The sequence below is a fragment of the Peptoniphilus lacrimalis DSM 7455 genome, assembly GCF_000378725.1.
Lineage (GTDB): Bacteria > Bacillota > Clostridia > Tissierellales > Peptoniphilaceae > Peptoniphilus_A > Peptoniphilus_A lacrimalis.
Window position 1 is genome coordinate 171,302 of sequence record NZ_KB900367.1, and the last position, 25,248, is coordinate 196,549.

At 29.6% G+C, this 25,248-nt stretch carries 19 protein-coding genes; 14 read left to right on the forward strand and 5 right to left on the reverse strand.

Features of this window, described 5'->3' with window-relative positions; translation table 11 throughout:
- The first annotated feature begins 18 nt into the window (after window positions 1–18).
- The 3 genes from F594_RS0100855 to F594_RS0100865 all read left to right on the forward strand — a co-directional run bounded on the left by F594_RS0100855 (window position 19) and on the right by F594_RS0100865 (window position 2,917).
- Window positions 19–1,275 carry a sodium/glutamate symporter gene (locus F594_RS0100855; protein ID WP_019034223.1) on the forward strand — a complete coding sequence of 419 codons (1,257 nt, stop codon included), beginning with the start codon at window positions 19–21 and terminating at the stop codon, window positions 1,273–1,275.
- A 124-nt stretch (window positions 1,276–1,399) separates the two neighbouring features.
- The gene (locus F594_RS0100860; RefSeq protein ID WP_019034224.1) at window positions 1,400–1,735 is read left to right on the forward strand and encodes a hypothetical protein; all 336 of its coding nucleotides are present in this window, start codon (window positions 1,400–1,402) and stop codon (window positions 1,733–1,735) included.
- A 3-nt stretch (window positions 1,736–1,738) separates the two neighbouring features.
- Complete coding sequence (locus tag F594_RS0100865; protein WP_009345656.1) at window positions 1,739–2,917, forward strand: cation:proton antiporter; 1,179 nt, start codon at window positions 1,739–1,741, stop codon at window positions 2,915–2,917.
- 49 nt (window positions 2,918–2,966) lie between these two features.
- On the opposite strand, the gene F594_RS0100870 is transcribed toward F594_RS0100865, so the two are convergent.
- Genes F594_RS0100870 through F594_RS0100880 form a run of 3 tightly spaced genes read right to left on the reverse strand, consistent with a single transcriptional unit; the run spans window position 2,967 to window position 7,112 of the window.
- Window positions 2,967–3,458: a flavodoxin gene (locus tag F594_RS0100870; RefSeq protein WP_009345688.1), complete on the reverse strand. Its 492-nt coding sequence runs from the start codon at window positions 3,456–3,458 to the stop codon at window positions 2,967–2,969.
- 47 nt (window positions 3,459–3,505) lie between these two features.
- On the reverse strand, window positions 3,506–5,389 hold the full coding sequence (locus tag F594_RS0100875; protein ID WP_019034225.1) for an ABC transporter ATP-binding protein: 1,884 nt from the start codon (window positions 5,387–5,389) through the stop codon (window positions 3,506–3,508).
- On the reverse strand, window positions 5,376–7,112 hold the full coding sequence (locus tag F594_RS0100880; protein WP_019034226.1) for an ABC transporter ATP-binding protein: 1,737 nt from the start codon (window positions 7,110–7,112) through the stop codon (window positions 5,376–5,378). The genes F594_RS0100875 and F594_RS0100880 overlap by 14 nt, the downstream gene beginning before the upstream one ends.
- 213 nt (window positions 7,113–7,325) lie before the next feature.
- Here F594_RS0100880 and F594_RS0100885 point away from each other — a divergent pair, with 213 nt between their 5' ends.
- On the forward strand, window positions 7,326–7,568 hold the full coding sequence (locus F594_RS0100885; protein ID WP_019034227.1) for a CDIF630_02480 family spore surface protein: 243 nt from the start codon (window positions 7,326–7,328) through the stop codon (window positions 7,566–7,568).
- Between the two features lie 7 nt (window positions 7,569–7,575).
- Window positions 7,576–8,115, forward strand: a complete 540-nt coding sequence (locus F594_RS0100890; RefSeq protein ID WP_019034228.1) for a phosphatase PAP2 family protein — start codon at window positions 7,576–7,578, stop codon at window positions 8,113–8,115.
- 152 nt (window positions 8,116–8,267) lie between these two features.
- Here the strand turns inward: F594_RS0100890 and F594_RS09125 are convergent, their stop codons facing one another.
- Complete coding sequence (locus F594_RS09125; protein WP_019034229.1) at window positions 8,268–8,396, reverse strand: tautomerase family protein; 129 nt, start codon at window positions 8,394–8,396, stop codon at window positions 8,268–8,270.
- Window positions 8,397–8,624: 228 nt separating this feature from the next.
- Complete coding sequence (gene gap, locus F594_RS0100900) at window positions 8,625–9,638, reverse strand: type I glyceraldehyde-3-phosphate dehydrogenase (RefSeq protein ID WP_019034230.1); 1,014 nt, start codon at window positions 9,636–9,638, stop codon at window positions 8,625–8,627.
- A gap of 285 nt (window positions 9,639–9,923) precedes the next feature.
- On the opposite strand from gap, the gene glmU reads away from it, so the two are divergent.
- The 9 genes from glmU (at window position 9,924) to F594_RS09365 (ending at window position 25,058) form a co-directional block, all read left to right on the forward strand.
- The gene (gene glmU, locus F594_RS0100905; protein WP_004824176.1) at window positions 9,924–11,303 is read left to right on the forward strand and encodes a bifunctional UDP-N-acetylglucosamine diphosphorylase/glucosamine-1-phosphate N-acetyltransferase GlmU; all 1,380 of its coding nucleotides are present in this window, start codon (window positions 9,924–9,926) and stop codon (window positions 11,301–11,303) included.
- 14 nt (window positions 11,304–11,317) lie between these two features.
- Window positions 11,318–12,277 carry a ribose-phosphate diphosphokinase gene (locus F594_RS0100910; protein ID WP_019034231.1) on the forward strand — a complete coding sequence of 320 codons (960 nt, stop codon included), beginning with the start codon at window positions 11,318–11,320 and terminating at the stop codon, window positions 12,275–12,277.
- Window positions 12,278–12,296: 19 nt separating this feature from the next.
- A complete protein-coding gene (pth, locus tag F594_RS0100915; RefSeq protein ID WP_009344962.1) occupies window positions 12,297–12,875 on the forward strand; it encodes an aminoacyl-tRNA hydrolase in 579 nt (192 codons plus the stop codon).
- 9 nt (window positions 12,876–12,884) lie between these two features.
- The gene (gene mfd / locus F594_RS0100920) at window positions 12,885–16,358 is read left to right on the forward strand and encodes a transcription-repair coupling factor (protein ID WP_019034232.1); all 3,474 of its coding nucleotides are present in this window, start codon (window positions 12,885–12,887) and stop codon (window positions 16,356–16,358) included.
- A gap of 53 nt (window positions 16,359–16,411) precedes the next feature.
- Window positions 16,412–17,539: a peptidylprolyl isomerase gene (locus F594_RS0100925; RefSeq protein ID WP_019034233.1), complete on the forward strand. Its 1,128-nt coding sequence runs from the start codon at window positions 16,412–16,414 to the stop codon at window positions 17,537–17,539.
- Window positions 17,540–17,704: 165 nt separating this feature from the next.
- Window positions 17,705–18,421, forward strand: a complete 717-nt coding sequence (locus F594_RS0100930) for an ABC transporter ATP-binding protein (RefSeq protein WP_019034234.1) — start codon at window positions 17,705–17,707, stop codon at window positions 18,419–18,421.
- Window positions 18,405–19,940, forward strand: a complete 1,536-nt coding sequence (locus tag F594_RS0100935; protein WP_019034235.1) for a hypothetical protein — start codon at window positions 18,405–18,407, stop codon at window positions 19,938–19,940. The genes F594_RS0100930 and F594_RS0100935 overlap by 17 nt, the downstream gene beginning before the upstream one ends.
- A gap of 118 nt (window positions 19,941–20,058) precedes the next feature.
- Window positions 20,059–21,399 carry a H2O-forming NADH oxidase gene (gene nox, locus F594_RS0100940; RefSeq protein ID WP_019034236.1) on the forward strand — a complete coding sequence of 447 codons (1,341 nt, stop codon included), beginning with the start codon at window positions 20,059–20,061 and terminating at the stop codon, window positions 21,397–21,399.
- A gap of 191 nt (window positions 21,400–21,590) precedes the next feature.
- Window positions 21,591–25,058 carry a metallophosphoesterase family protein gene (locus F594_RS09365; RefSeq protein WP_019034237.1) on the forward strand — a complete coding sequence of 1,156 codons (3,468 nt, stop codon included), beginning with the start codon at window positions 21,591–21,593 and terminating at the stop codon, window positions 25,056–25,058.
- Window positions 25,059–25,248 lie beyond the last annotated feature (190 nt).

Here is a 25,248-nt window from a genome sequence, read left to right on the forward strand (position 1 = left end):
TTTGAAGGAGGAAAAGAGATGAATGTGAAAAGTGCATTAGATTATTTTGGAACTTATACAAGAGGGGTTGATGGAGCTGTATCTACCTTCAAATTTGAATATTTGACGTCTTTAGGTATTGCAGCTATTGTAATTTTTTTAGGTAAGTTTATAGTTGGAAAATCAAAACTTTTACAAAAATATGCCATTCCAGCACCAGTTGTTGCAGGTCTTTTGTTTTCTATTTTAGTTGCAATTATTAAGTCCTTAGGAATAGTTGGATTTGAATTTGATGTAGATTTAACAAAAGATTTGGCACAAAATATATTTTTCTTGGCAGTTGGCTACGGATTTTCAGCAGGTCTTATAAAAAATGCTGGCGGTAAATTTTTAGTTAAAATTGCCTTTGCTGCATGTTTGCTGATAACTTTGCAAAATGTTGTGGGAATTTTAGTCGGAAAACTGATAAATCTTGATCCATTTTTAGCTCTACAATGTTCATCTTCTTCTATGAGTGGTGGAGTTGGAACGGCTGCAGCTATGGGAAAAGTTTTTGAAGGAATGGGAGCACCTGCTAATGTAACTGAAGTTGGTGTTGCTGCTGGAACTATGGGAAATATTATGGGGTCTTTAATAGGAGGACCTGTTGCAGCATATTTAATTTCAAAATACAGTTTAAAATCTGATCCCAATGATAAACCAGAACAAGAACTATCAGACTCAGTTTATGAACTTAAAGATAAAAATATGGTTAGTGCCTTTGCCTTAGCCCTATTAATTGGTGCTTTAGGAATGCCAATTTATTTTTTACTAGACAATATTCCTTATATTGAAATGCCAAAGTTTATTGGTTGCCTTTTCGCAGGTGCAATAATGAGAAATGCTTTGGAAAAAATGGATAAGGAAACTTATGTCAATGAAATGAATGCCATTGAAAGTATGTTTTTAGATTTGTACTTGGCACTTGTTCTTATGACAATAGATATTACAAAATTAATTCCAGTTGCTGGTAAGATGGGTATAATTTTACTTGCTCAAGCAGTTTTAGTAGGATTATTTGCCATAATTATTTCTTTTAATATGTTTGGAAGAGATTATGGTGCAGCCGTTATGGCATCAGGAAATGTAGGTTGGGCTTGCGGTTCAGGACCAAATTCAGTAGCAAATATTAAGGCTGTTATGGACGAATATGGCTATCACCATATAGCTTGGATACTTTATCCATCATTTGCGGTTTTAATTGATGACATTTATAATCCTATATTTTTATCACTTATATCAAATCTCTTAAAATAAAGAATTTGTTATCATTCTCCATATAAAACTTTTTATATGGAGAATTGTTTTCTTGCAATTGTATAAAAATAAGAATATCATTATTTATGAGGTATTTGTAAGTTTTAAAATTTAGGAGGTATGTATGAAAGCTTTATTTATTACAATAAATCATGAAGAACATTTTAGAAAACTCTTAAAAGAATTTGGAAAAACTGGTATTCGTGGAGGTACTATTCTCTCTAGTGAAGGTCTTGCAGCATCTCAGGCTGAAATAGCTCCGGAATTAGGTTTAAATTATTTCAGATTATTTTTAAATTCTGGGAGACCTTACAATAAAACAATTTTTTTGGTTCTTGAAGATGACAAGGTTGAAGAAGCCAAGGAATGTGTAAGGCATGTTGTGGGAAATTTAAACAGGGAAAATGTAGGGATTATGTTTACCATTGATGTAGATTCTTTTGAGGGGTTGACAAAGTAAAAAATGGATATAATATTTAATATTGCAGTCCTCTTTTTAAGTGGACTGTTATTTGCGAGAATTTTTGGAAAATTTAAGTTTCCAGATGTAACTGGATACTTGATAGGCGGTATAATAATTGGTCCTTGCGTTTTGGGACTTTTATCTAAAGAAGCTGTAGATAGCATGGATGCAATAAGTCAGCTAGCCTTATCTTTTATTGCTTTTTCCGTAGGTAGTGAAATGAATTTTGAAAGTATAAAGCAAATGGGCACAAAGATTTTAATTGTTACTTTTTTTGAAGCTATGGGAGCTCTTATATTTGTTACCTTAACAATGCTTTTATTTTTTAAAACAGATGTCGCTTTTGCCATTACCATTGGAAGCATAGCTTCAGCTACTGCACCTGCAGCAACTTTAATGGTAATAAAACAGTATAATGCAAAAGGTGGACTTGTAGATGTATTAATACCAGTCGTTGCTCTTGATGATGCTATTTGTATCATGGCTTTTGGAGTTTGTTCATCTATTGCTATTACCATTATGAGTGGATCTGATCTTAATTTTGTTAATATGATTTTTGAACCTGTAAAAGAAATATTTTTAGCTTTAATTGTTGGATTTGTTGCCGGAATTATTTTTATTTTATTGTCTAAAAGGCTGAAAAATGATACAGAAACTCTTACTTTTACACTAGCTATGATATTCATTGTTACAACTGTTACCGATAAATGGGGCTTATCAAGTCTACTTACTTTAATGATGAGCGGTATAGTGATTTCCAATATGGGAAGTGTGGATAGAAGATATCAGGAACTTATTTCTACAATAACGCCACCGATTTTTATAGCTTTTTTCGTTCTGTCTGGTGCAGATTTAAATCTTGGCGGTTTAAAAGCGGCAGGATTAATAGGATTTGCCTATGTTATTGCAAGAGTTTTGGGGAAATTTTTCGGGGCTATGGCATCTACAAAATTGACAGGATTTTCTAAAGAAGTTCAAAATAATTTGGGTCTTACTTTAGTCCCTCAAGCTGGTGTTGCCATTGGTTTATCCTTAATTGCTGAAAAAATAATACCGGAACCTCACGGTTCAATGATTAGAACAATAATACTTGCAGGAACAATTTGCTATGAACTTATTGGGCCTATAGTTGCAAAATTTGCTTTAAAAAGAGCAGGTTGTATAGAAGAAGATATATAAAAAAAATCCTTTCTAGAGTTTTCTAGATAGGATTTTTTATTTTGAAACATTATTTAATTAAGCCAATTTTTTTAAGCCAATTTTTTAATTCTTGCTCATTTATTGGTCCCTGCATTAAAAGTCCTTCTTCAATTTTTACGTTGCTTTTTAAGCTTGGTTTTAAATTTTCTTGGACTTCTAAATTAACTGAGCCTTCATCAGTCATAAAATAAATAATTTTCTTATTTGAAAAATCATAGGATTCCAAAAAAGTATTAATAATTAAAGGTGCCTTATGCCACCATATAGGAAAACCCAAAAGTATTAAGTCATAAGAATTGAAATTTTCTACATTATTTTTAATTTTTGGTCTAGTGGAAGGATTTTTATTTTCAAGACAGGCACGAGAATTTTCATTTCTCCAATCTAAATCTTCACTCTTATAATCTTCTTGTGGACTTATCTTAAAAATATCACAAGAGATAAAATCTGCAATTTTTTTTGCCATTTTTTCTGTGTTTCCGCTAGCTGAAAAATATGCCGTTAAAATATTTTTTGCCATAATTTGACCTCCTAAAATTATTATATACTAAAAATTTGAAAGTGAATTTAATTATTTTCTTTGAAACCACCATTGTAAAGTTTGTAATAAATTCCCTTTTCTTTTATCAAATCTTCATGATTTCCTCTCTCTACAATTTGACCCTTGTCAAGAACTAATATTACATCAGCATCCATAATAGTAGAAATTCTGTGGGCTATAACAAAAGTTGTACGACCTTTCATAAGTTCATCCATACCTTTTTGCACAATTTTTTCTGTTCTTGTATCTATACTTGATGTAGCTTCATCTAATATCATAAGAGGTGGATTATATATTTCAGCTCTTGCAATTGATAAAAGTTGAGCTTGACCCTGGGACAAATCCATCTCGCTGCCGGAAATTTTTGTGAAATATCCATGGGGTAAATTTTCAATAAAAGTATTTGCCTGAACACGTTTTGCGGCTTTTACCACATCAGTTTCTGTGGCACTATCTCTACCAAATTTTATATTTTCTGAAACAGTTCCTGTGAAAAGGTGGGTATCTTGCAGCACCATACCTAAAGTTTTTCTAAGGCTATCTTTTTTTATTCTTTTAATATCAATACCGTCATAAGTTATTTTTCCGCTGTCAATATCATAAAATCTGTTGATCAAATTAGTTATTGTTGTTTTACCAGCACCAGTTGGTCCGACAAAAGCTATTTTTTGACCAGGTTTTGCGTAAAGATTAATATTTTTTAATATTAAATTTTTTCCATCGTAGGAAAAATTAACATTTTCAAATCTGATTTCTCCTAAAAGGGGAGTCAGGGAATTATTATTTTCCGGGTCTTTCCAAGCCCATTTTCCAGTTCTCTTAGAACATTGTTTAAGCTTTCCCTTTTCGTATTCTTCTACCCTCACAACTTCTACAACTCCACCATCTTTTTCGTGTTCTTCATCTAAAAATTCAAAAATTCGCCTAGCACCTGCAAGAGCAAGAACAACTTGATTTAATTGGTTGGCAACTTGGGACATAGGACCTGTTAAAGATCTTGAAAGTTGTAAAAATGATGCTACAAGCCCCACACTAATACCTGCAACATTGTTGATAGCAAAAAGTCCACCTATTATTGCAAAAAGTGAGTATTGAATGTTGCCTATTCCAAATATAATAGGCATAAGGGACAAGGAAAGTCTATTAGCACGAAAAGTATTTGATTCAAGTCTATTGTTAATATCTTCAAATATATCAATGGATTCTTTTTCATGGTTAAAAATTTTAACAACTTTCATTCCTGAAGCCATCTCTTCCACAAAGCCGTTAGTTTCAGCTAAAGATTTTTGTTGGTCTACAAAATAATTGGTAGAAATTTTACTTACAGTTTTCATTACAAAAATCATAAGTCCCATGGTTACAAAAATTATAAGACTTAAAACAAATGATTGAAACATCATTGCAATAATTACAAAAGTTATGGTCATGATTGATGACAAAAATGAAGGTAAAGAATTGGCTATAGCTTGACCTAGGGTTTGAACATCATTTGTATAATAACTCATAATATCCCCATGGCTTTTCTTATCGAAATAAGAAACAGGAAGGGACTCCATGTGGTCAAACATATTTTTTCTTATTTTATTAACTGCACCTTCAGAAATATCAACCATCATTCTTGAATAAAGTAAGTTTGCAAGCACGCCTGAAAATAGCATCAGTGCCATTTTACTTATAATATTAAGAAGACCTTTATAAGAAGGAGAAGCCATTTTGGTCATGGGTAAAATATAATTATCAATGAGAGTTCTTATAAATAAAGAAAGCCCAACATTTGTTAGAGTAGAATAAATTACAAGAAAAGCTACAATTACAAGTTTAAGTTTATGTTCACCAAAAACTACAGACAAAACTTTTTTACCAGCTAATAAATTTTCATCAATATTTTTTTTCTTCTTATTCTTTGACATCAAAATCGCCTCCCTTTTGTTGAGATTCATATATTTCTCTGTAAATTTCAGAAGATTTTATCAAATTCTCATGACTACCTATATTTTCAATTTTCCCCTCATTTAAAACAATTATATAGTCGCAGTTTTTTAAAGAATTAACTCTTTGAGAAATTAAAATTTTTGTCAAATGAGGATTTAAAGTATTTATAGAATTAATAATGGAACTTTCGGTAGAATTATCAAGAGCTGATGTGCAATCATCCATAATTAAAACTTTAGGATTCTTTAAAATTGCTCTTGCAATACATAATCTCTGTTTTTGCCCTCCTGAGAAGTTTGTGCCACCTCTTTCAACAATTGTATCAAGTCCATCCTTAGCATTAATAAAATCAAGAGCATTAGAAACCTTAAGAGCTTTAAGCATTTTTTCATCATTTAAATTTTCATCAGCCCACTTTAAATTTTCTCTTAATGTGCCGGAAAATAAAACATTATGTTGAAGGACAAAAGAAACTTCATCTCTTAAAGATTTAAGATCATACTCTTTGACATCAATTCCTCCCACTAAAACACTTCCTGAATAGACATCATATAGTCTTGGGATTAGCTGAACTAAAGTCGATTTTGATGAGCCAGTTGGTCCAATAATTCCAACATAGTCCCCAGAAGAAATTTTTAGGTTTATATCTTTTAAAACTAACTTATTAGGGTCATCATTATAGGAAAAATTGACATTTTTAAACTCCACGCTGCCATCAACCACTTCTTTTATTGGTTCTATTGGATTTAAAATATCGGAAGATGTATTTATAACTTCCATAATTCTTTGGGAAGCATTTTTTGCAATAGTCAATTGTACTATTACCATTGATAAAATAAGAAGAGAAATTTGAATTTGAATTGAATAAGTTATCATTGATGTAAGAGCCCCTGTACTCATAGTTCCACGCACAATAAAATGAGAGCCAAGCCATGCAATAATTAATGACATAAGATAGGTGGAAAATTGCATTAAAGGACCTGACAAAGCGATAAGTCTTGAAACTAGTCTATAATTTCTAAACATTTTTTGAGATATATGATTAAAATTCTCTCTTTCCTTATCTTCTCTGACATAAGATTTAACAACTCTGATACCTAATAAATTTTCTGAAACCATGGTATTTAAGTCATCAGTTATTTTAAAAACCCTTTGAAAAATTGGATAAGCCCTTCTTGTTATATAAGCCATACCTAAAGATATAATGGGAATGATTAAGACAAAATATATAGCTAGATGACTTTGAAGTCTAAAGGACATAATAAATGCGAATAAAAGAGTTAAAGGTGCACGAACAGCAATTCTTGTTGACATCTGCATAGCCATTTGAACATATTGCACATCAGTAGACATTCTTGTAACTATTGAACCTTTTTTGAATTCATCTAAGTTCCTAAAAGAAAAATTACAAATATTTTTAAACATATTAAATCTCAGATTTTTTGCCAGCCCAGCAGAAGCACGAGTAGCTGTAATTCCTGAAGTTATGCCAGAAAAAAGCGATATAAGTGTTGCTATAATTAAAATGATGCCAATCTTAAGTATTTGATCTTTTGAATAGCCAAGGATTCCTCTATCAATTAATAAAGACATAAGATAGGGAATAGCTATATTCATAAAAACTTCAATGATTACAAGAATTGGAGTTAAAATTGCATACTTTTTGTATTGACCAAAATATGGGAAAAAAGTTTTAAACATTTAACACCTCCATTTTTATACTTAAATTTAAATTTACCCTATTTTATGTAGTTTTAAAAGAAATTACTGTTAAAATATGAAAAAAATAAACTTATTATAAAAAAAGCTTTATTGATTCATATTTAAGGGTAAAGATATTAAAGTAAGGTAAATTTGAATTTATTGAAAGTAAAAATATTTTATCTTATCACTATAAATATAGGGGGTAGAATTATGGTAAATAAAGATAAAAAGTTTGAAGAAATTCTTGAAAACTCCAATACTTTGTCTGAACAAAAGAAAAAAGAAATTTCTGCAAGGTTGGAACAAGAAAAGGAAATTAAAAATTCTAATCGTCCATCAGGAGATATTTATTCAAAGACTGAGGGTAAGGATCCTGAAACTGGAGTAGAAATTCCCACAGATGAGGCAGTAGAACAAGCAAAAGAATGGGTGGATAAGCAAAATCAAATGTGATTATTTTATGGATAAAAAATTTGTACTTTGGATTTCAAAGTTAAGGACAAAAAGACTCAACAGTTTGATGATTTTTATAACTCATTTAGGAACGGGTGCCTTTGTTTGGTTACTTATGAGTTTTATTTTTTATTTTACAGGTAAAAAAGAATTATCTATGAATATTATTTTTGCCCTTTTTATTAATGGAATTGTATGCAACCTGACATTAAAACCAATTTTAAGAAGGAAAAGACCATCATGGATAGATAAGGTTGAACTTTTAATTAAAAATCCCACAGACTTTTCCTTTCCCTCAGGTCATACAACGTCTTCTTTTGCAGCAGCAACAACTATATTTTTATATTTTAAAGGCATAGGTATATTTTTTCTTTTTTTAGCTTTTCTAATTGGATTTTCTAGGGTATATCATTTTGTTCATTATCCATCTGATGTAATTGTGGGAGCAATATTAGGTATTTTAATTGCAAATATATCTTATGAATTATTTTATAATTATATATTTGAAATTTTAAATAGCAGGGCTTTACTATTAATTTTAAAATAGTATCAGAATAAAATGTACTTAATGCCATATAAACTCTTATGAGGAAAATATATAAAATACAGCTACAAAATAAAACTTTAAAAAAATGAGAAAATTTAAGTATCTATTATATAAAAATGGGGAACATTATTAAAGTGTACCCCATTTTTTTATTAATTTCCCTTATAGTAATCAGTTTTTTTCATGTCTTGAAAAATTACATGAATATGTTCTTTAGGTGCATTTGCGTGTTTGTGAACAGATTCTATAATTTCTTGTGCTATTTTTTTTCTTGGCTTCATCAGAACGTCCTTCAACTAATTCAACATGTATAAATGGCATCTTATCCCTCCTTTTATAAGATGATTATAACATTTTATTAAAAAATGAATGAATTAAATTTTCTAAAATATAGAAAAACTATCAGAAATTTTTTTCTTATACTTATATTCTTTGTAAAATTTTAGAAAACTTATATTAAATGAAAATAGACGAGGATTAAACCTCGCCTAAATTGATATTTTTATTTATTATAAAGATTTACAAACTTTATCTACAAGATCAATAACTCTTGAAGTATAACCCCATTCATTATCATACCAAGAAACAAGTTTTACCATATTTCCGTTAACTAAAGTAAGTTTTGAATCAAAAATTGAAGAGTGAGAATCGCCGATAATATCAGTTGAAACAAGTTCTTCATCGCTATAAGCTAAGATGCCTTTCATTTCATTTTCTGATGCTTTTTTTATTGCTTCATTTATTTCTTCCTTAGTAGTTTCTTTTTTAAGTTCAAAAGTTACATCAACTAAAGAACCTGTTGGAACAGGAACTCTGATTGCAAAACCTGTTAATATTCCATTTACTTCAGGTAAAACTTTACCTACAGCCTTAGCTGCACCTGTTGTAGTAGGAATAATATTTTCAGCACCCATTCTGGCACGTCTCATATCTTTGTGAGGTGCATCATGGATTTTTTGGTCGTTTGTGTAAGCGTGAACTGTTGTCATTAGACCTTTAACAATTCCAAAATTTTCTAAAATAACTTTTGTTACTGGAGCAAGACAGTTAGTTGTGCATGAAGCGTTAGAGATTATATCATGTTTACTTAAATCAAGTTTATCATCATTTACACCCATAACAACTGTTATATCTTCACCCTTTGCAGGAGAAGTTAAAACTAATTTTTTTGCTCCTGAATCAATGTGGCCTTGTGCATCTTCTCTATTTTTAAAAGCTCCTGAAGAGTCGATAACAAGATCTATACCATATTTTTTCCAATCCATATCTTTTGGAGCCTTAGCTTCAATAAAAGTAATCTTCTTTCCGTCAAGAATCATACCATCATCAGTAAGTTCTAATGTTCCTGGATATTTTCTATAAATAGAATCATATTTGAATAGATGAATTCTATCCTTCATAGTTTTTTCCAAATTTCTGACAGCTACATGAGTTATTTCGAAATTTTTATCTTTTCTTAAAGCCCAAATTCTTAAAGCATCTCTGCCAATTCTACCAAAACCCATTATGGCAACTTTTTTCATTAATAGTCCTCCTTAGTTATCTATTTTCCTAAAATCATTATATCATAGTAATAAATTTTTCTTAAAATATATTTAAATAATTTATTTATAATAAATTTATATCAGCTAAGCTTTAATCTCTTAAAAAAGATTAGGGATATTGTTTCTTATGCAAGTACAAAAATAAAAATATATAAAAATTTTTTTATACTAATACTTAAAAAACTAGAAATTATCTTTATTTTACCTTGAATATTACCTGCCTTAAAAGTTATAATGTAAATAGTAAATATCAAGAGGTGGAATATGGAAGTTTCTATTATTCTGGCAGCTGGGCAGGGCAAGAGAATGAAATCTGAAAAAGCTAAGGTTTTACATGAAGTTCTTGGAAGACCTATGCTTTTTTATGTCTTAAATGCTTGCCAAGAATCAAATATTGAAAAAAATTTAGTTGTTATTGGTAACAAGAAAGAACAGATTAAAGAAGCCTTTGAAGAAAGCGAGTTTTTAAAGTTTATTTCTCAGCCCATAGGTGAAGATGCACCTTATGGTACAGGTTTCGCTGTGTCATGCTGCTTAGGAGAAATTGGAGATGAGGACAATATAATTATTTTAAATGGTGACACTCCTTTAATAAGCAGTAAAACCATTGACAAATTTTTAAATTATCATAAGTCTAAAAATAATGATTTAACTGTGCTTACGGCAGATTTTTGTGACCCAACAAATTATGGAAGAATAATAAGAGATGGCAATGCTAATGTTATTAAAATTGTTGAAGAAAAAGATGCCAGTGAAAAAGAAAAATTAGTAAGAGAAATTAATTCTGGTATTTTTGCCTTTAAGGGCAAATCTTTAAAATATGCTATTTCTAAAATTAATTCTGATAATGCACAAAATGAACTTTATCTTACAGACACTTTAAATATTTTAGTAGGAGAAAACAAAAAAGTTGGTTCCTATAAGCTAAAGGATAAGAGAGAAATCTTAGGGGTAAATTCAAAAGCTGAACTTGCTCATGTTTCTAGTATTTTAAGAGAAATTGTTAATAATGAATATATGCTTAAGGGTGTAACTTTGATTGACCCTGAGAGAACATATATTGAATATGGTGCAAAAATCGAAGAGGATGTTTGCATTTATCCTGGATCATATATAGATAAAAATTCACATATTAAAAAGGGAGCTAAAATTATTGATTCTAAAATATTTAATTCTTCTGTAGGTGAAAATGTAAAAATTACAGATTCATATATTGAAGAGTCAATTATTGAAGAAAATACAACTGTTGGACCTAATGCTCATTTAAGACCTAATTCTCATGTGGGTAAAAATTGCAAGGTTGGAAATTTTGTTGAAATTAAAAATTCAAATATTGGTGATGGAACTAAGATGAGTCATTTGGCTTATATTGGTGATGCTGATGTTGGCAAAAATGTAAACATAGGCTGTGGAGTTATTTTTGTTAATTACGATGGAAAGAAAAAATACAGGTCTAAGGTTTCAGATAATGCATTTATTGGATCTAATTCTAATTTAGTTGCTCCAGTAAATGTTCATGAATATGGATATATTGCGGCGGGTTCTACAATTACTAAAGATGTCCAAAAAGGACAACTTTCTGTAGAAAGAAGTCAACAAAAAAATATAGATGGTTGGGTAAGTAAGAAAGGTTTTGACAAATAGGAGGATTATTAATAATGAACCAAAAAATTGGAGATATTGTTGTTTTTACAGGTAATTCAAATCATGAACTTGTAGATAATATTTGTAAGGAAATAGGAATAGAAAAAGGCAAATGTAAAGTTTCAACTTTTTCTGATGGTGAAATTGCTATTGATATAGATATATCTGTAAGAGGTAGAGATGTCTATATAATTCAATCAACTTCTTCACCTGTAAACAATAATTTAATGGAATTATTAATTTTAATGGATGCTATAAGACGTGCTTCTGCAGGAAGAATAAATGTTGTAATTCCTTATTACGGATATGCAAGACAAGATAGGAAAACTAAGGCAAGAGAACCTATTACATCAAAACTTGTTGCAAATTTAATTTCTAATACTGGAGCAGATAGGGTTGTGGCTATGGATTTACACGCTGGACAAATTCAAGGTTATTTTGATATACCTGTTGACCATTTAACTGCAATTCCATATTTAGCAAGATATTTTAAGTCAATTATTAAAGAAGAAGATTTTGTTGTTGTTTCCCCTGATCTTGGTGGAGTTACAAGAGCAAGGGCTTTTGCTAATGAATTAAATTTACCTATTGCTATTATTGAAAAAAGAAGACCAAAACCAAATGTAAGTGAAGTTATGAATATTATTGGTGATATTAAAGGAAAAAATGCAATTTTAGTTGATGATATTATTGATACAGCAGGAACTATATGTAAGGCTTGTGATTCTTTAATTGAAAAGGGAGCAAAGAAAGTTTACGGATGTGCTACTCATGGGGTTTTGTCTGGTCCTGCAATTGATAGAATTAATAATTCTAATTTAGAAAAATTTGTAATTACTGATACTATTCACCTTCCTAAAGAAAAACAAATAGATAGGATTGATATTGTTTCAGTAGCTCCAATTTTTGCTTCTGCAATTAAGAGAATTAATACCAACTCTTCAGTAAGTGAAATGTTTGAAAAGAAAAGATAAAGGAACGATTACAAAGTAAGTGGATAATTTATTTGTTATAGCAGGTCTTGGCAATCCAGGTAAGGATTACGAAAAAACTAAGCATAATATTGGTTTTTCTACAGTTGATAAGATTGCAGAAAAACTTTCTGTAAATATGAATAAGATTAAATTTAAGGGGCTTTTGGGAGAAACAAGAATCGGTCAAAACAGGCTGATTCTTCTAAAGCCCCAAACTTTCATGAATAATTCTGGAGAGTCTATAAGAATGTGTTTAGATTTTTATAAGGTGGATGTCAAGAATTTAATTGTTATTGTAGATGATATTGACATAAATTTTGGTCAGTTAAAAATAAAAAAAGAAGGTTCTGCAGGTACTCATAATGGTTTAAAATCGATTGTAAATCACCTTTCTTCTAAAGGATTTCCAAGAATTAAAGTAGGTATTGGTCAGAAAAAAGAGGGAGAAGATTTGGCAAATTTTGTATTGTCAAATTTTTCGTCTAATGATGCTAAGCATATAGACAAAGCAACTGATGCCGCAAGAGATGCAGCTATTGATATTGTGGAAAAGGGAATTGAATACACAATGAATGCTTACAACAATAAAATTTATTGAGGTGAGAAATTGGATTTTTTAGTTGATATTATTAATAATTTAAGACCCTTTGAAGAAATTTCAGATGCCCTTAAAGATTCTAAAAGCCCAATAGCTGTTTATGGCACAACAGAAGGATTTTGTGGTATTTTTTCTTACGCACTTTTTCGAAAACTTAATAAAAAATTATTGATAATTGCTGAAAATCGTCTGTCTGCAAGAAAGTATTATGAAGATCTTTTTAATATTTCTCCTTTGAGGGTTTTGCTTTATCCTGAGAAGGATATTTTTTTGTATGATAGGGATTCAAAGTCTAGGGATAATTTGAAAACAAGATTAGGGACTATTTCAAAAATTTTAACAGACGATTGGGACATTATTGTAACAACTCTAAGAGCCTTAGGAGATAAAATATCAGCAAGGGATATGTTTTTAAAAAACACCTTAACTCTAGAAAAATCTAAGGATATTGATATAAAAAGTTTAAATGCTAAACTTTTACAGATGGGCTATGAGAGATATCCACAAGTTGAAGGCATGGGTCAATTTTCAATAAGAGGTAATATTATTGATATTGCAACATTCTCTGATAATTACAGAATAGAACTTTTTGATACAGAAATTGATTCCATTAGAACTTTTGAACTAGAGAGTCAAAGGTCAATTGATTTTATTGATTCTGTTAAGATTTATCCCACTCTTGATATTTTAATTTCTCAAGATGATAGGTTAAATGCTGCAAAAAAAATTGAAAATGAAATTAATAAAACTAAGCTGAGCGGAGAAAGAAAAGATAGGCTTTTTGAAAAATTTTCACTTTACAAAAATAGGCTTGTTGAAGATGAGTATATACAAAACCCTGATCTTATAATTCCTTTTTTAAATGAGGATAAGTTGTCTGGAATTATTGATTTTATAGGTGAAGATACTATAAGTATTTTAAATGAACCAAAACAGATATTAGAAAGAGAAGAAACTTTAGAGCTTGAAAACTCTGAAACGATTACTGAAATGATAACTTTTGGTGAGGCTCTGCCAAGCCATAAAAATATTTACTATCCATATTTAAATATTATTGATAAGTTAAGAAAAAGAAATCTATTAACTTTAAATGCACTGTTGACTTCACCGAAAGAATTTAGACCTAAGGCGATTGTTAATTTCAAGATGAAATCTATTACAAATTATAGGTCTAAAATTAAACTTTTTAGAGAGGATTTAGATTATTATCTTTCAAATGGATACAAGGTAATCCTTTTAGGAGGCTCTTTAAAAAGAGCAAAAAGACTTCATAATTTTCTTTTAGAGTTTAATTTAAATGTTGAATTTAAAGAAGATAGAAATACAGAATTTACGAATAATTTTGTCGTTACAACAGGTTCAGTAAATGCAGGATGTGAGTTTGCCCTTTCAAAAATTGTTATTATTAACTATGCAGAAATTTATGGGACTTACAAGGAAAAGAAAAAGCCCAAGAGGAAAAAGGAAAAAATTTTAAACTTCGAGGACTTGCATGTAGGAGATTATGTAGTCCATGAAAGTCATGGAATTGGAAAATATATTGGCACCGAGCAGCTTGAAGTTTCAGGAATAAAAAGAGATTATGTTGTTATTAAATATTTTGGTGATGACAAGCTATTTTTACCTATAGAATCTCTTGATCTAATTTACAAATATACAGGAGATGAAAAAAAGGCTCCAAAACTGAATAAATTAAACTCTATTGAGTGGAATAAAACAAAGAGAAAAGCCAAAAAATCCATTGATGATATGGCAGATGATTTGATCAAGTTATATGCAGCTAGAGAATCAAAAAGTGGTTTTAAATTTTCAAAAGATTCCAGTTTTCAAAGAGAATTTGAAGATGCCTTTATTTATGAAGAAACTGATGGACAGCTTCTATCGTCTGAAGAAATAAAAAAAGATATGGAAGAAGCCCATCCTATGGACAGACTTCTTTGTGCAGATGTAGGTTATGGAAAAACAGAAGTAGCTTTAAGAGCAGCCTTTAAGGCAATACTTGATGGCAAGCAAGTAGCATTTTTAGTACCAACAACAATTCTCGCCCAACAGCACTACAATATAATGGTGGAAAGATTTAAAGATTTTCCGGTGGAAGTAGGTATACTCTCTAGGTTCAGAACCAAAAAAGAGCAAAAGGAAACCATTGAAAAATTAAAAGCAGGAATTGTAGATATAGTTGTAGGCACTCACAGATTATTATCTAAAGATGTAGTCTTTAAAGATTTAGGTTTACTAATTATAGACGAAGAGCAAAGATTTGGAGTGCGTCACAAAGAAAAATTAAAAATGCTAAAGGAAAATATTGACACCCTAACTCTATCAGCAACCCCCATACCTAGAACTTTACAAATGTCTATGATAGGCATAAGAGATATGTCTGTAATTGAAGAACCACCCGAAGAAAGATTTCCTGTAAAAACTTATGTTTTGGAATATAATCCTCTGATGGTGAGGGAAGCAATTTTAAGAGAAGTTGAAAGAGGCGGTCAAGTTTATTTTGTCTATAACAGAGTTGCAAATATGGAATATAAACTTCAGCAACTAAGAGAACTTGTGCCAGAAGTAAGTTTTGTGATGGCTAACGGTCAGATGAATGAAAAAGATCTTGAAGACACTATGCTTTCATTTTTGAGAGGGGATGTAGATGTCTTATTGTGTTCAACAATAATTGAAACAGGGATGGACGTTCAAAATGCCAACACAATGATTATTACTGATTCAAATAGACTTGGATTATCACAGCTATATCAATTGAGAGGAAGAATAGGAAGGTCTTCAAGAGTTGCCTACGCATATTTTACCTATGAAAAAGATGTATCAATTTCAGAAATAGCTCAAAAAAGGTTAAAAACAATTAAAGAATTTACAGAATTTGGCAGTGGATTTAAAATAGCTTTAAGAGATTTGGAAATCAGAGGTAGCGGTTCTATTTTGGGGTCAAAGCAACATGGTCATATAGATAATATAGGTTATGACCTTTACATGAAATATTTGACACAAGCCGTAAATAAATTGAAGGGAATCGAAACTAGAGAAACCATTGAAACTGTAATTGATTTAAAAATCGATTCATATATACCAAAAACTTATATAGAAGATGAGCGTTTAAGACTAGAAATTTATAATAAAATTTCTGTTTTAGAATCTGAAAAAGAATACAGCGATTTGATAGATGAATTGATAGATAGATTTTCAGATTTACCTAAAGAAGTTGTAAATCTTATGGATATATCCCTATTGAGATACAAGGCATCTAAGATAAATGTAATTTCAATAATTGAAAAAGATGGCAAATATACAATTAAATTAAATGAAGAAATCGGACTAAACTTAATAAAAGAGATGGGAGAAAATTTTAAATATATATCCTATGATTTATCTGAGCATTCAGAAATCATATTGGAAAAGTTAAAATATCCCATGGAAGACTTAAAAAAAGCTTTAGTCATAATAAGTTCACAAAAAAATCACAACAAATAAGACTTTATAGTGTATAATATAAATGTTTTATAATAAGATTAAGGAGTAGATGTATGTTTTTAAAAAAATTCACAGTAGCTGTTCTTTCAGGATTAATGCTTGTAAGCTTGAGTGCTTGCGGTAAAGGACCAGAAGGAGTAGCAGCTAAAGTTAATGATGTTGAAATACCAATGGAAGATTTTTATAAATCTTATGCAATAAGAAGGAACCAATATGTTGCCAATGCTGGTGGAGATGAATCAGTTTTAGAAGGTCCAATAGACCCAACAGGCAAGCAATCAAAATTGACAGTAGATCAATATTTGAAAGACATTACGATTAAAGATTTAACTGAAACAGAAATAATAAAGCAAGATGCAGCTGCTAATAATATAAAAGTAGAAGACAGCGAGATCCAAAAAATTCTTGACCAATATAAAGCTCAACTTGGTGGAGATGAACAATTTAAAGCATATCTTGACTCATTAGGAATACCTCTTGACTACTTAAAAGAAGTTTTGAAAAATCAAACTCTTGTAGGAAAATATACTCAAGAAAAATATAAAAATATTAAAGTAACAGACGATGATGTTAAGAAATATTATGATGAACATAAAGATGACTTCTTCAAAGCAAAAGCATCTCATATATTAGTTGATGATTTAAAAAAAGCAAATGAAATCAAAAATGAAATTGATAAAGGCGCAAAATTTGAAGAAATGGCAAAAAAAGAATCTAAAGACACAGGTTCTGCTACAAACGGTGGAGATTTAGGAGAATTTACCAACGGTCAAATGGTTCAAAGTTTCAACGATGCAATTAAAAAGATGGAAAAGGGTGAAATTTCTGACCCAATTAAATCTGATTTTGGTTTCCATATAATAAAGCTAAAAGAAAGAAAACCTAGAACTTTTGATGAAGTTAAAGATGAAATTAAGAGCAAACTAACTCAAGAAAAATATGAAAAAGCTATTAAAGAAGTAGTTAGCAAGGCAAAAGTTAAAAAATATGTAAAAGCTGAAGACGAAATTAAAATTCCTGATGAATTTAAAAATTATGGCAAAGTAAAACAAGATGCCACAAAAGAAAATTCACAAGCCTCTGAAGGTGCAAACAAAGAAACAAATGCACAAGAAAAAAACGCTGAAAAAAATCAAAACAAGGGAAATAATAAAGCTTCACAAGAAAAGAAAAGTAAATAATCTTTTCTAAACTTAATAATTGCTGATTAATTTTAATCTGTAATATTAATGCTCTGATAAAATCAGGGCATTTTTTATTGGCAAAGAGAAAATGATAATAGAATTGGAGAAAATACATTTACTTTTGTTTATCTATATATTAACATGTTAAAAAGGAGGGTGATTATGCTAGAGATTAAAAATTTATATAAATCTTATGGAAATAAAAATATCTTAAAAGGAATTAATTTAGAAGTTCTTGCTGGTGATATTTTTGCTTTTATCGGCAAGAATGGTGCTGGTAAAACGACTACTATTAAGTGTATTGTTGGGATTAATGATTTTGAAAAAGGTCTGATTAAGATTGATGGTATGGATGTTGTGAAAAATCCAATTGAATGTAAAAAAATAACGGCTTATATTCCTGACAATCCCGAACTTTATGAGTTTATGACAGGCATTAAGTACTTAAATTTTATTGCTTCTGTTTATGAGGTTGATATGGAAGAAGTCAAAGAAAAAACAGATTTTTTGATTAAAACTTTTGATCTTACAGATGCTTTATACGAACCTATATCTTCTTATTCTCATGGTATGAAGCAAAAGTTAAGTATAATTGCTAGTCTTATCCATAAACCCAAACTTCTAATTTTAGACGAGCCTTTTGTGGGTCTTGATCCAGAAGCGACATTTTATTTGAAAGAAGAGTTTAAAAATATGGTAAAAGAAGGAAGTGCTATTTTCTTTTCTACCCATGTTCTTGAAGTTGCTCAAAATTTATGCAATAAACTTGCTATTTTGAAGGATGGGAAAATTGTAATTTCTGGAAACACCAAGGATGTGATTTCAAATTCATCTCTTGAAAATATTTTTATGGAGCTTGTAAATGCTAAGGATAAATAAAGAAATAATCTTATTAAAACTTGAAATTTTAAGACTTTTAAATAATAATAATCAGGGGAAGAAAAAATTTTTAACTGGACTTTCTGCCAATGTTTTTATGGCTTTTATGTTTATTTTTTATTCAGCCAGTTTAACTCGTTCCTTTTATAAGGGAAACCCTCTGAAGGTGATCGTTACTTCAACAGTTATTGTATTTTTAATGATTTTTTGGGGCAATGTTTTGTATTCAAATAATTCTCTGTTTGAAAAAAGAGAGTTGGAAAATTTGTTGCCTATGCCTTTTACAAGTCTTGAATTAATTAGTTCAAAAATTTTAGGTATTTATGTTTATAATTTAGGAATTGTTGCATGTATGGTTATTTTTCCTTTTTTATATGTGACTTATGATAATTGTGGTTTTCCTTTTACTTTGTTTACTATTCTCATGCTTCTTAGCTTTCCTATGATACCTCTTTGCCTGTCTTTACTAGCAACAGCTTTTTTTGGGAAAATTTTTACTAACAAGATTGTGAAGATAATAGGCGGCATAATATTTTTTTCTATTGTGATATTTTTTTATATAATGCTTTATTTTTCTGATAGAAGTTTGAATATTTTGGCAATTATTATCGAAAAACTCTCAAAAATAAGCCTTTTAAAAACATTTGGACAAATTTTTATTGAAGGAAACTATCTCAAGGGACTTATCTTTATGGGAATTTCAATCTTATTTTTTGGGCTTGTATCAGTATTTTTATCAAAAAATTATCTGGAAATTTTTTATAGAAAAGCTAATAAAATTAAGAAGTCGTCCAATAAAGCTTTGAAAATGGTCACAAAAAATAAATCGAGGTCATTATTAGAAAAAGAAATTGGTCTATATTTTTCATATAATAATTATATTTTAAATACAATTCTTGGCCCGATTCTTCTTTTGATTTTAGGCGTTGCTCCTCTAGTTACAGGCATGGCCAACTTGCAAAATATGATGGATTTTGATGTGGAAAAGTTATTTACAACAAATTCAATTCTTGTTGTTACTGCTTTTGCAGCAATGGGTCAGACGACATATTGTTCACTTTCTATTGAGGGTAGAAATTATTATTTGATGCAAACTCTACCTATAAAGGCTTGGGATGTTTTTAAAGCTAAGCTTAAGCTTGGAATCATACTTATATCAATTCCTCTGATATTTACAAGTCTTGTTTTAAGTCTTAAATTTAATTTAGGATTTTTAGCTTTTCTACTTTTAATAATTGCAGCTTTTTCTTATAGTTTGTTTGCTAATCTATTGGGACTAATATTTGATATAAATACCCTAAATATAAATTGGATTAATTCTAAAGAAGTTGTTAAAGGAAAGTTTTCGGTACTTCTTATTCAACTTATAATAGGTTTAATGGTTTTAATCAGTTTTCTGATTTCAAATATATTATTTAAAAATAATAGGATTCTATCATGGATTATAATTATTATTTTTGTCAACATATTTAATTTTATTCAAATATGGTATCTATCATCTAAAAATTTAAAAATGTGAAAATTTCCGCTGATTTTATATCGGCGGATTTTTTTAATAAATTATCTTTAATCTATATAAAAATTGTATAGATTATATAGGATAATAGTTATGAGATAATTTTTATTGGGAGGATTTTATGAGTAAAATTATAATAGTTGGCGCTAATCACGCGGGTACAGCTTGTATAAACACAATACTTGCTGAAAAAGGAAATAATGAAGTAGTAGTTTATGAAGCTAACAATAATCTATCATTCTTAGGTTGTGGTATGGCTCTATGGATAGGCAAACAAATTTCAAATGGAGATAAATTATTTTATTGCGATAAGGAAACTTTTGAAAAAAATGGTGCTACAGTTCATATGGAAACTGAAATTTCTAAGATAGATTTTAAGGCTAAAAAAATTTATGCAAAAGACAAAAGTGGAAAAGAAATTATAGATTCTTATGACAAATTAGTTTTAGCAACAGGATCCCTACCTATAATTCCAAAAATTCCTGGAATCGATCTTGAAAATGTTCAAAGAGTAAAAATTTATCAAAATGCCAAGGAAGTTATTGAAAAATTAAAAAATCCAGAAATTAAAAAAGTTACAGTAGTAGGAGCGGGTTATATTGGTGTAGAACTTGCTGAAGCTTTTGTAAGAAATGGTAGAGAAGTTGATCTTATTGATTTGGCAGACACTGTACTTTCAAGTTATTATGACGAAGAATTTTCCCAAGCTATGAAGGAAAATTTAAAAGAAAATGGTGTAAATCTTCATTTGGGTCAATCAGTTATGGAAATCATTGGAGATGAAAATAATAAGGTTAAGGCTGTTAAAACTGATAAGGGTCAATATGAAACAGATATGGTTCTTATGGCTATAGGTTTTAGACCAAACACAAGCCTAGGCAAAGATGATTTGGAACTTTTCAGAAATGGAGCATATGTTGTTGATAAGCATCAAAGAACTTCTGTGAAAGATGTTTACGCAATTGGTGATTGTGCTACAATTTTTGATAACACAATTGAAAATAAAAATTATATAGCTTTAGCAACAAATGCAGTTAGATCAGGACTTGTTGCAGCCTTTAATATTTTAGGAAAAGATGTAGAATCTCTTGGAGTTCAAGGTTCTAATGGAATTTGTATTTTTGATTTAAAAATGGTTTCTACAGGTTTAAGTCTTAAAAAAGCTAAAAAACTTGGCTTAGATGTAGAATGTACAGATTTTGAAGATTTGCAAAAACCAGAATTTATGGAACATGACAATCCAAAAGTAAAAATAAGAATAGTTTATGATAAGAAGACAAGAGTAATTTTAGGGGCTCAAATGGCTTCACATTATGATATGTCTATGGGAATTCATATGTTCTCCTTGGCAATTTATAAGAAAGTAACAATTGATGAGCTAAAACTTCTTGATATTTTCTTCCTACCTCATTTTAATAAGCCATATAATTATATAACAATGGCTGCTTTGGGAGCTAAATAAATTAGTCTAAAATCCTATTTATTAATATATTAAAATTTGAATAGCCAAGCCCTCTAATATTTGGGGACTTGGTTATTTTTTTAAAAAACTAAGCTTTTATAATTTTACACTAAGTATTCTTTAAATAAATACGTAATTTACTTTTTAATCATATACTTCACCTGTAGGAATATTCTTAGAGGGAGGAGTTTATGAGAAAAAAATTTTGCTTAAAAAATCTTTTTTTACTCGGCTTTATTGCCTTGTTCCTTGTTTTTGGACCTATTGGCGTATTTGGTCAAGAAGCAAAAGAAGATTTAAAGGAAGAAATTAAGAATGTTGAAGTTAGTGAGGATGAAAAATTGACTTCTTTAAAAGCTCCAATTGAGCTTGAAAAAGAAAATAAAGAAGTTAAAAATCCTGAAAAAAATGAAAACACTGAAGCTAAAGAAGCTTTAAAAGATGATAAGGAAAAGGAAGAATTAAAAGAAAATTCTTCTGGTGAAAAATCCAATGAACCTGAAACTGATACTTCAAATGAAGGTGAAGAAAAATCTTCAGTTAGTGATGATGAGGATTCAAAAAAAGATGAAGAAATAAAGCCAGAATCTGATGAAAAAAAGTCTGATAATGAAATTAAAAAAAATGAAGATACAAAAAATGATAAGGATTCTGAAAATAAGGAAGCATCTGAAGACACAGTGAAAGTTGATGATGCAAAAAAAGATAATGGTGAAGTTAAAAATGAAGGGGAAAATAAATTTGATATTTCAATAATCAGTGATACCCACGTACTTCCTGAATCTATGCAAGGTAAAGAAGACAATAAAGATTTTACAAATGCAAAGAATTCAGATAGAAAGCTTTTTGTTGAAAGTACTGGACTTTTAGATTCAGCAATAAATATTATTGAAGAAAAGGGAAGTCAAATTTTAATTATCTCTGGAGATTTAACAAAAGATGGAGAAAAGCTCAGTCATGAATATCTTGCGCAAAAATTAAAGGAATGGCAAGAAAAAAAACCAGGTAGGTCAGTTATCGTAGTTCCTGGTAATCATGACATTTATAATCACAATGCTTATGATTTTTCTTCAGGTGAGAGAGTAGAAGCAGAAAGAACTAGCCCTGATGATTTTATTAATATCTATGGAGATTTAGTTTATAAAAACTCAGAAATAATTTCTCAATATAGAGATAGTGATATTTATAAGGCATATCTTGCAGCAGTGAATGAAAAATATAAAAGAGAAGAAGAATATAAGAATTTTGCCCACGGATATACATCTTATGTAAAAAGATATGACAATAAGTATGAAGATAGAAATGGCTTAACTATTATTGGTCTTGATACAGCTATTTATACAATAGAATCTACAAAAAATCATAAAGACGGCTATCAAGAAACAGACGGTTCTGTTACTCTTGAACAAATGAAATGGATGGTAGATGAAGTAAGAAAGGCTCAAGCTAAAAATGATATTGTCGCAGTTGTATGCCACCATGCCTTTTTACCCCATTTCAAAAATCAAGAAAAATTTTTAAACCCCTACATTGTTCATGAATGGGATACTAAGTTCAAAGATGATGATGAAGCTATAAATGGTAAGACACCATCTGAAATTTTAGCTGACTTAGGGGTTAAATTTTTATTTACAGGTCATCTTCATGCTCATGATATAGCTCACACAAAAACTGCAAAAGGAAATGATTTCTTTGACATTCAAACAGGTTCAACAGTAACATATCCACTTCCAGTTCGCCACGTAACATTTGTAAATAATTTTGACAAAGACCAACCTGGTTTTGATGCCCATATTACTAGCGAATTAATTAAAAAGTTTGAATATAAAGACCCTGATACAGGTGAAATGGTAACAGTTGATAATGCAACACAATATTCTCACAAAAATTCGTTAACAGCAGAACTTGTTTCAAACTTAGCTATGTACTATCTCGATGAATATGATTTAAATAACTTTAATTCCAAAAAATTAATATTTGGTCTGTTAAAAGATAAAGGAATAGACCTTCCTGAAAATGGTTATGGAGATGCTGTATTAAATATAGTGGCTGGTTTACTTGGAAAGAAAGAAATTGAAACAGGTAATAATATGGTAAGTAAAGTAACCATAGAAGTTAAGGATATAGAAAACAAAGAAAAATATGGAGAAGGAAGAAAAATTGCTATAGATGTTGAATCAGCATTTGGAAAAGCACCTTTAATGATAAGACCTGAAAGATTGGAAGGAGCTATTGATTCAATTCTAGAACAAGTTGACACAAAAATTGTTACTAGAGAAAATGTTAGAGGTTGGCTGTACAGAATTATTGATAAAATGATGCAAACTCCAGTTGGTCAAGAAAATGGTCAAGTAAAGACTCTTAAAGACCTTGCCAATGATTCTTATAATTCTTATTTAAGAGGAGATGAAGAACAAGCTCCTTACATTAAAGAAGTTGTAGAAAAATATAGTAAGAAAGAAAATGACCTTACTGCAGATATTTTAAAATATTCTAAAGATACAATTGATCAAGTATTTGAAGAAATAACTTCAAAAATTGCTTATAAAATTCCTGATGAAAAATTGCCAGAAGATTTGAGAAAATTAAAAGCAAATGATGAAGCTAAATTTGTAAAATATTTAATTGAGAGTGAAGATCCAGATAATGGGGCTGCTAATTTTATTATTGGCTTTGCACCAGCTATTACAGGTAAAAATGTCAATGATACATTATCAAAAGAAATGGTTGCTGGCTTAATTTATAAAGATAAAAAGAAGCATGAAAAAGTTGAAGGCTCTTTTATAGTAAATAAATTATTGGGACTTGGACCTGTTAAAGATATGCTTAATTCCTTAGCAAAAAAACTTGGTGGAGACACTATAAACCAAGCAGCAATTAGCGTTGTAAATGGTATGACGGATGAAAATGCAGCGGGTTATAATTATAAATTTCTACCAGATAGCAAGGGAGAATTTTCTTATATTTATTCTTCAGATGTAAAAGATGGAGCAAGCTTCAATGAAAAAGATGGAAAATTTGAATTAAGTGGAGACATTGCAAAAGATTATAAGATTGAAAAAGTTGATATTCTTGTTGATGGAAAAGTAGTAAAGACCTTAAAGGGTACTGATAACATAACTGATCAAATTAAAGCTTTAGACCCTAAAGGAGAAGTTCAAGTAAATCTTACCATAACAAATGCTTATGGAAATACTTTCCTTATGACATCAAAGGCAACTTATAAAAAAGCAAATCCAACAAATCCAGTAAATCCATCAAACCCAGAAGAACCAGAAAACCCAACTGATCCTGTAGAACCTGTTAAACCAGGAGAAAATGATAATAAAGTAACTGAAACTTTAAAGGGTGGTTCAAGTTCAAATATTGTCTCACGAGTTTCTGAAAAAGAAATAATTTTACAAGCACCTCAAGTTGCTAAAGCTGGGGAAAGCATCTTTGCAAAAGTTAAGAATGCTAAAGCTAATACAACATATGCTTTATATCTTGATGAAAATAAAATATCTGATGTTAAAACTGATAACCTTGGACAAGCTAGTGTTTTAGTTAAAATTCCTGAAAATTCAAGTAAAGATAAGTATGTATTATCTTTAAGAGATATGAATGGAAATATTCTTGCAAAACAATCTATAAATGTTTTAAGAGCTCAAGCTGCATAAAAATAATTAAATATTCCTATTATAGAAAAACAGTTTGCTTATTTTTAAGCTTACTGTTTTTTCTTACATATTTTCTAGTAAAAATGAATAAGATAACTTTAATATATTTCGTGAACTTTATTTTTACATATTTTTATTTTATAATATTTATATTGGGTAAAAATCTAAGGCAACGTGTGTTGCCTTTTTG

Bases quoted from the DNA above. Each gene is read 5' to 3' on its own strand.
- F594_RS0100855 (WP_019034223.1), top strand. From the start codon at position 19: ATGAATGTGAAAAGTGCATTAGATTATTTTGGAACTTATACAAGAGGG.
- F594_RS0100860 (WP_019034224.1), top strand. From the start codon at position 1,400: ATGAAAGCTTTATTTATTACAATAAATCATGAAGAACATTTTAGAAAA.
- F594_RS0100865 (WP_009345656.1), top strand. From the start codon at position 1,739: ATGGATATAATATTTAATATTGCAGTCCTCTTTTTAAGTGGACTGTTA.
- F594_RS0100870 (WP_009345688.1), bottom strand. From the start codon at position 3,458: ATGGCAAAAAATATTTTAACGGCATATTTTTCAGCTAGCGGAAACACA.
- F594_RS0100875 (WP_019034225.1), bottom strand. From the start codon at position 5,389: ATGTCAAAGAATAAGAAGAAAAAAAATATTGATGAAAATTTATTAGCT.
- F594_RS0100880 (WP_019034226.1), bottom strand. From the start codon at position 7,112: ATGTTTAAAACTTTTTTCCCATATTTTGGTCAATACAAAAAGTATGCA.
- F594_RS0100885 (WP_019034227.1), top strand. From the start codon at position 7,326: ATGGTAAATAAAGATAAAAAGTTTGAAGAAATTCTTGAAAACTCCAAT.
- F594_RS0100890 (WP_019034228.1), top strand. From the start codon at position 7,576: ATGGATAAAAAATTTGTACTTTGGATTTCAAAGTTAAGGACAAAAAGA.
- F594_RS09125 (WP_019034229.1), bottom strand. From the start codon at position 8,396: ATGAAGCCAAGAAAAAAAATAGCACAAGAAATTATAGAATCTGTTCAC.
- gap (WP_019034230.1), bottom strand. From the start codon at position 9,638: ATGAAAAAAGTTGCCATAATGGGTTTTGGTAGAATTGGCAGAGATGCT.
- glmU (WP_004824176.1), top strand. From the start codon at position 9,924: ATGGAAGTTTCTATTATTCTGGCAGCTGGGCAGGGCAAGAGAATGAAA.
- F594_RS0100910 (WP_019034231.1), top strand. From the start codon at position 11,318: ATGAACCAAAAAATTGGAGATATTGTTGTTTTTACAGGTAATTCAAAT.
- F594_RS0100925 (WP_019034233.1), top strand. From the start codon at position 16,412: ATGTTTTTAAAAAAATTCACAGTAGCTGTTCTTTCAGGATTAATGCTT.
- F594_RS0100930 (WP_019034234.1), top strand. From the start codon at position 17,705: ATGCTAGAGATTAAAAATTTATATAAATCTTATGGAAATAAAAATATC.
- F594_RS0100935 (WP_019034235.1), top strand. From the start codon at position 18,405: ATGCTAAGGATAAATAAAGAAATAATCTTATTAAAACTTGAAATTTTA.
- nox (WP_019034236.1), top strand. From the start codon at position 20,059: ATGAGTAAAATTATAATAGTTGGCGCTAATCACGCGGGTACAGCTTGT.
- F594_RS09365 (WP_019034237.1), top strand. From the start codon at position 21,591: ATGAGAAAAAAATTTTGCTTAAAAAATCTTTTTTTACTCGGCTTTATT.